General features: G+C 70.0%; 7 protein-coding genes. 3 read left to right on the top strand and 4 right to left on the bottom strand.

Annotated elements, in window-relative coordinates:
• Window positions 1-361 (bottom strand): winged helix-turn-helix domain-containing protein (locus tag VLF18_RS22730; protein ID WP_325281915.1); only part of this gene is annotated, 361 nt, incomplete at its 3' end.
• Window positions 362-490: 129 nt separating this feature from the next.
• On the opposite strand from VLF18_RS22730, the gene VLF18_RS22725 reads away from it, so the two are divergent.
• Window positions 491-1,858, top strand: a complete 1,368-nt coding sequence (locus VLF18_RS22725) for a hypothetical protein (RefSeq protein ID WP_325281914.1) — start codon at window positions 491-493, stop codon at window positions 1,856-1,858.
• A 27-nt stretch (window positions 1,859-1,885) separates the two neighbouring features.
• On the opposite strand, the gene VLF18_RS22720 is transcribed toward VLF18_RS22725, so the two are convergent.
• Window positions 1,886-2,803 carry an NAD(P)/FAD-dependent oxidoreductase gene (locus VLF18_RS22720; protein WP_325281913.1) on the bottom strand — a complete coding sequence of 306 codons (918 nt, stop codon included), beginning with the start codon at window positions 2,801-2,803 and terminating at the stop codon, window positions 1,886-1,888.
• Window positions 2,804-2,962: 159 nt separating this feature from the next.
• Between VLF18_RS22720 and VLF18_RS22715 the strand changes: the two genes are divergently transcribed.
• Complete coding sequence (locus VLF18_RS22715; protein WP_325281912.1) at window positions 2,963-3,409, top strand: Rrf2 family transcriptional regulator; 447 nt, start codon at window positions 2,963-2,965, stop codon at window positions 3,407-3,409.
• Between the two features lie 179 nt (window positions 3,410-3,588).
• Here the strand turns inward: VLF18_RS22715 and VLF18_RS22710 are convergent, their stop codons facing one another.
• Window positions 3,589-4,287, bottom strand: a complete 699-nt coding sequence (locus VLF18_RS22710; RefSeq protein WP_325281911.1) for a hypothetical protein — start codon at window positions 4,285-4,287, stop codon at window positions 3,589-3,591.
• Between the two features lie 102 nt (window positions 4,288-4,389).
• Between VLF18_RS22710 and VLF18_RS22705 the strand changes: the two genes are divergently transcribed.
• A complete protein-coding gene (locus tag VLF18_RS22705) occupies window positions 4,390-4,653 on the top strand; it encodes a hypothetical protein (protein ID WP_325281910.1) in 264 nt (87 codons plus the stop codon).
• A gap of 97 nt (window positions 4,654-4,750) precedes the next feature.
• Here VLF18_RS22705 and VLF18_RS22700 read toward each other — a convergent pair.
• A partial coding sequence (locus VLF18_RS22700) for a TonB-dependent receptor (protein WP_325281909.1) occupies window positions 4,751-6,382 on the bottom strand: 1,632 nt, incomplete at its 5' end.

The raw sequence follows: 6,382 nt of genomic DNA, 5'->3' as shown, positions 1-6,382 counted from the left end.
GCGCGGCCGCGTCGACCTGCAGCTCGGCGTCGAGCCGTATCCCGCCGCGGCGCACGGTCCTGATCGCGTCGGCCGCGGGGCCGAGCGCGCCGCGCAGGCGCCAGATCAGCTGGGTCAGCGCGGTATCGCCGATGTCCTGGCCGCCGGGCCAGAGCCGGTCGAACAGCACGCTCCGCGGCACGAGCGCGCCGCGCGCCTCGCAGAGCATGACGAGCAACCGGAACGCGAGCGGCTGGCAGGCGACCTCGGCCTCGTCGACGCGCAGCTGCTGGCGGGCGACGTCGACCGCGACGTTCGCGAAACGATAGACCGGCGCGCCGTCGATGCCGGCGGCCGCCGGCTCGGATCGCGGCAGGTTCATGGCCGCAGACCCAGGCGTGGCGCGGTGGTGAGGTTGCAGAGACCTTGCCGTGAGGACGCCGGATCGGGGGCGCACGCAGCATCCGTCGCCGTCAGCCGGGCTGCACCGGCGTCTTTCGAGGATGCGCACATGGGTATGAGCAACATGATCGGCACGGGCCTGCGGCAGTGGGTCGGGCGCGCGGTGCTGGGCGTCGGCGCGAGCATAGCAGCCGCCGGTTCCTGCGCCGCCGGCTCGAATCCGATCGGGCTCGCGTTCGATCCGGGCTTCGGCACCGGCGGCTTCGCCGCCTTGCCGCGGCATCCGGGCGCCGACGCGGCGACGACGATCACGCCGATCGGCATCGTCCATCTGGATGCGAGCGGCGGCTACGTCAGCGCCACGCTGCAGCGCGCGAACAACATCCCGCGGATCGTGCTGACGCGCTACACCGAATCCGGCCAGCTCGATACCGGCTGGGGCAACGGCGGCAGCCAGATGCCGGCGTTGCCGTCGCCCTACCTCGACAGCGGCACGGTCAACGCGATTCGCCTGGTCGCCGGCAGCGAGAGCGGGCAGGACATCTTCTATGTCGCGTTCAGCCTGCCGGGCACGCCGGGCTATTCGGTCGCCGTCGCGAAGTTCTTCGCCAGTGGCGCGTTCGACGGCAATTTCGGCTTCGGCGGCTATGCGGTGTCGGCGCTGCCGGTCAGCGCGCCGAACGGACTGCGCGAGCTGCGCGGCGCGGCGTTCACCCAGGTGTTCGGGCTGCCCGTGCTCGTCGTCGTCGTCGCCGCGCCGAACAATCGCCTGGTCTTCAGCCGCGCGCACGGCAGCGGCACGGCGGCACTGTCGGACCAGGGCGGCGGCTCGTCCATCGTGTTCGGCAATTCGCCGAACGTCCTGCAGATGCGCACGAACGGCCCGAACCACGTCGAGCTCGTCGGCAATTCCGGCGACGAGGCGTTCTACGGCGACTACGACGCCGGCACGCTGAGTCTGGCCTCGCGCACGTTTCGCTTCCCGTGTCCCGGCGGCACCTCGGCCTCGGCCATTGACGCGCTCGAACGCCCGGCCGGCTGGAACGGCGACGTGCTCGTCATGGGCCGCGCCGCCTGCATTTCGCTCGGCACGGTCGCGGTCGTCGCGCGCATGCGGGACATCGCGACGGCGCCGAGCGCGGTCTGGCTCGCGCGCACCGAGACCGGCGGCGTCTGCGTGCCGGGCGGCCTGAACCTGTGCCCGCAGGTCATGCTCGCGTACTCCGACAGCTATCCGAACGTGGCGATCACGATGACGCCGCAGAACAAGCTCGTGCCGGTCGACACCGCCGACGGGTCGCTGCTGGCGGCGACGCCCGTGAATGCGCTCGGCCCCGATTCCTATGCGCAGCATTCCTCGTACCGCGGCATCGTGTTCCGCTATCCGCGGCTGGTCGGATTCGGCCTGCAGATTCCGGCGGTCAACGGTCTCGCCGGCCTGTTCGTCGACGGTCTTTTCATTGACGGATTCCAGTAGTGCGAAGACGCGCGCGCCGTCGGCGCGTCAGGCCGCGCGCGCGATGTCGTCGGCGATCAGCGACTGATGCAGGCCGAAGCCCGCGGTGACGCCGTCGGCCGCGGCCAGCGTGATGTTGCTGCGCGCGAGCGCCGCATCGCCGGCGGCATGGACGCCCGGCACGCTGGTCTGCCTGCGTTCGTCGGTGCGAAGGATCGCGCCGAGCGGCGTTTCCTCGATCGCGCAGCCGAGCTGCTGCGCGATCGGACCGGCCGGGTGCGTTCGCGTCGCGACGAACAGCGCGCGCGCCGCCAGGCGACGGCCGTCCTGCAGCACGATCGCATCGAGCGTCGTGCCGGGTCCGGCGAGCGACGCGACCGGCGCCGTCTCGACGCGCACGCCGCGGCGGCGCAGCAGGTCGCGATCCTCGCCGTCAGGCTCGGGCTGACCGTTCATGAGCAGCGTCACCTCGCCCCAGTCGGCGATCAGCGCCGCGTGCTGCGCGGCATGCACGCTGCCGGCGAGCACGGCGATCGGTCCGCCGCCGATTTCATAACCGTGGCAGTAGGGACAGTGCACGACGCTGCTGCCCCAGCGTTCGGCGAGACCCGGCAGCCCGGGCAAAGTGTCGCTGACGCCGACGGCGAGCAGCAGCTTGCGCGCCGCGACGTCGCGGCCGTCCGCCGTCGTCACGACGAAATCACCGTCGTTTCCGGCCGCAGCCTGTGCCGTGCCCGCGATCAGCGTCGCATTCGGATACGCCGCGAGCTGCGTGCGCGCGTCGGCGAGAATCGCGCCGCCGCTGCGGCCGTCCTGCGCGAGCACGCCGTGCGAATGCGCGGCGAAGCGGTTGCGCGGCAGGCCGGCATCGAGCACGGCGACGCGGCGGCGCGTGCGTGCGAGCAGCAGCGCGGCGGCGAGGCCGGCGAAACCGCCGCCGACGACGAGAGCGTCGAATCGGTTCATGAGCAGGTCTCCGGGTGTCGCCGCGGCGGCCCGGATGCTCGCCGGCCTAAACGACACTTCTGAAGTTACATATTGGCGGCGCGCCCGGCATATTGCAACTATCGTTGTTACGATATGCCGATCTGCTAAGGTGGCTGCCCCTCCGGAGCCGACCCCGCGATGAAACGCGACAGCCGCCTGTCCCGCATGCTGCACGTCCTCGTCCACATGGAGCGGCACGAAGGATCGGCGACGTCCGAAGCGATCGCGAAGATGCTCGGCACGAATCCGGTCGTCGTGCGGCGCACGATGGCGGGTCTGCGCGAACACGGCTACGTGACGTCGGTGAAGGGGCCCGGCGGCGGCTGGACGCTGGCCAGGCCGCTCGACGCGATCAGCCTCGGCGACATCCATCGCGCGCTCGATTCGCCGCCGATCTTCGCGCTGGCCGCCGCGGTCGATCATGCCGGCTGCCTCGTCGAGCAGGCGGTCAACGCGACGCTGAAGGCCGCGTTCGACGAAGCCGAACGCACGCTGCTCGCGCGGCTCGACGGCGTGAGTCTCGGCGACATCGCGCGCGATCATGCGCGGCGCGCGCGGCGCAAGCCCCCGCGCGGCAAGGGCTGAGACGTCGCATCTCGGCGTCTGGCGGCCCGTAACGGAGAAATCGGAGCGACCGGCGCGTTCCGGCCGCACCTGCTTGCTTCTCGTTCGGTCCGTAGCGGCGCTACGGATTCGCTTCGAAGCCGCGTCCGGAACGACCGGCCCGGTGTCATTCCGGCTTCCGCGTCCTCCGCTTCAGGCCGCTAGCGCCGGCACGACCGCCGCTGCGACGCGCGCGCGTTGTCGACGCGCGCGCGTTCGCGCGAATCCGGCGGCACGCAGACGAGATCGCCCGCAAACGCTTCGCGCCAGACGAACCCCGGATGGCAGGTATTCGGACCCGAGTGGCCGTGGCCGGCGACGCGTGATGCCGCCGCGCCGTTCTCCGCACGGGTCCGGTCGCGGACGTCGGGTGTCACGCAGACGTGATCCTGGGGGCTCGCTTCGCGCCAGACGTATCCCTGGGCGCAGGTGTCCGGCCCCCAGTTGCAGTCGTTCGACTGCGTGCTCTCGCGATCGCAGGCGACGAACAGCGACGAGATGCGATCGTTCCAGGCCGAACCGACGTACTGCGCCGCGCCGCCGCCGGCGAACCGCCGCGATGCGCCGGCGAAATCGCGGTGCTCGAATGCGGTCAGCTCGCAGCGATCGGCGCAGGCGATAGCCGATATGCGGTCGTTCCAGGCGTCGCCGACGTATTTCCGGTTCACGCCGAGCCGGATGTTGCGGCGGTCGCCGCCGAATTCCGCGTGTTCGTAGTAGTCGCAGCTTTCCGGCGCGACCGCCGGTCCGCCGGAGGTCACGACTTCATCCTGCGCCCAGGCCATTGCGGCGATCAGCGACAGGCACGCGGCGTACCGGCGCAGCGCGCGCGTCCGCAGGGACGAATAGTGCGTAGTCATGGGGCGAGCTCCGGAGCCGACTCGGACGAGTCAGTCCACTAGTGGTTTTTGCGCCCCGGTTTCTCTCAGTGCGGCGGCGCTCCGGCGGGCGCCCGGGTTGCCGTGCATGCGACGGCGATGCGCTACAGCTGCCGGCCGCTGCTCTCGCTCGCCATCGGAATCGCGTTACGGCCGTCGCCGCCGCCGTCGGCACCCTGCGCGGCGGCGATCGAAGGCATCGTCGTACCGCCGGTCGAGGTCGCTGCCGATGGCGGCCATGCCTGGGGCCGGCTCGGCGCGGTGATTCCCGCGAACGGCTCGTGCATGATCGGCGTCGATGTCGCAGCCACCGCGGCGACCGCCACGGTGACGGCGACTGCGCCGTAAGGAAACGACCGAAAATTCCGGCAGCGTGTGCGCCTTCAGCGCCGTTCGGAATCGCGGCGTCCGCGCATTGCACCTCGCGCCGGCTGTGCTGCGCGTTTCAGAACTGATACCCCACCTCGACCCCGTACATCCGCGGCGCGCTGATCGTCGCGTAGGTCGTGCCGAACACGTCGGTCGTGTAATTTCCGACATTTTCCACATAGCGCTTGTCGAACAGGTTCGTCGCGAACGCGCCGACGCGCCAGTGCTCGCTCGCGTCGGTCCAGCCCAGGCGCAGGTCGGTGCGTTGCTGCGCGGCGCCGACGTCGACGTTCGGGCTCACGCTGCAGTCGCCCTGCAGCTGCGAATCGGCGTTGCAGCGGCTCTTGCCGCGATACGCGTGGCGCAGCGCGAGGGTCAGGGCGCCGGCGCTGTCGAAATCCCAGCGATACTGCGCGCCGAGCGAGAACGACAGGTACGGCTCGCCCGTGGCCTGGCCGGACAGATCGCGTCCGCTCGGCGTGAGCTTGTCCTTGTAGGTCGCGTCGATGAACGCGAGGTTCGCGTCGACGGTCAGCGCACCGTTGGGCTGCCACTGCAGACCCGCGTCCACACCCCAGGCTTTCTCGTCGCTGGTGTCCACGAGATAGCGCGGCACGCCGCTGCCGGCGCTGTTGGGATCGAGGCGGATCGCCTGGCGGTCGGAATAGACGTAGTAGAACGCCGACGCGTTCCAGAGCAGGCCGTGTTCGTAGTCGGCCTGCTTGATGCCGGCCTCGAGATTCCAGACGTCCTCGTTGTCGAATTTCGCGCCGATGTCGAGGCTGTTGTAGCCGCCGGCCTTGTAGCCCTTGGCGAGCGAGGCGAACAGCATCGTGTCCGGCGTGGCCTGGAAGTCGATGACGAGGCGCGGGCTGAAATCGCTCCAGGAATCGCTGTCGCGCACGGTCACGCCTTCGAGCGCGCCGTTGGCGAACACGATGTCGCTGCTTGCGACGCCGAGCGCGAACAGCGCCGGCTCCTGCAGTTCCGGCGGCAGGCCCGCGATGATCGGCAGCAACTGCTCGATCGTGCCGTCGAGCGTCGGCGCGCTGCGCGGTCCGTTGAACCAGCTGAATTTCTTTTCGTCGCGCGTGTAGCGCAGGCCGACCGTGAGATTCGTACGGTCGCTCAGGGCCCAGATCGTGTCGCCGAACAGCGCGTAGGCGCGCGAGTCGGCGGTGTTGACCATTTCCTCGCGCCAGCGGTGGTCGCGCAGGCTCAGCGGCACGTCGAACGACGCGAGCACGTCGCTGAAATAGCCGAACAACGTGCCGGTCGGCGTCGGCGCGACGCCCTGCGTGCGGATCAGCGTGTCGAGGCTGTCGGTGAACACGTTGACCTGCGAGGTCTGGTCGGCCTTTTCGCGGAAATAGCTCGCGCCGGCGACCCAGTTGAGCGTGTCGGTTTCGCCGGAGAGCTTGAATTCCTGGTAGAAGCTGCGGTTGTCCTCGATGTTGGCCGTGTCGAGGTAGAGATAGCGGCGGTTCGTGCCGTCCTCGTCCTCGCGATTGATCGTGTCGAATTCGCGCCAGGCGGTCGTCGAGGTGAAATGACCCCAGCCCGCGTCGTGGTTGATCGCGAGCGTCGCGCCGTCGAACGTGCGCGATTCCTCGTTGCCCTCGACGTCGTTGAACACGCTCGCGTGGCGCGGATCGAGAAACGTCGCCGGATTCGGCGGGACTTCCGGATAGTCGGGCGAGGGCGGCAG

This window comes from Tahibacter sp. (genome assembly GCF_035481375.1).
In the GTDB taxonomy this organism is placed as follows: Bacteria; Pseudomonadota; Gammaproteobacteria; order Xanthomonadales; family Rhodanobacteraceae; genus Tahibacter.
Note: the sequence above shows the minus strand (reverse complement) of the source record. Positions and strands in the feature narration are given on the sequence as shown.

Excerpts from the sequence above, each read along its gene's own strand:
- VLF18_RS22725 (WP_325281914.1), top strand. The coding sequence starts at position 491 with ATGGGTATGAGCAACATGATCGGCACGGGCCTGCGGCAGTGGGTCGGG.
- VLF18_RS22720 (WP_325281913.1), bottom strand. The coding sequence starts at position 2,803 with ATGAACCGATTCGACGCTCTCGTCGTCGGCGGCGGTTTCGCCGGCCTC.
- VLF18_RS22715 (WP_325281912.1), top strand. The coding sequence starts at position 2,963 with ATGAAACGCGACAGCCGCCTGTCCCGCATGCTGCACGTCCTCGTCCAC.
- VLF18_RS22710 (WP_325281911.1), bottom strand. The coding sequence starts at position 4,287 with ATGACTACGCACTATTCGTCCCTGCGGACGCGCGCGCTGCGCCGGTAC.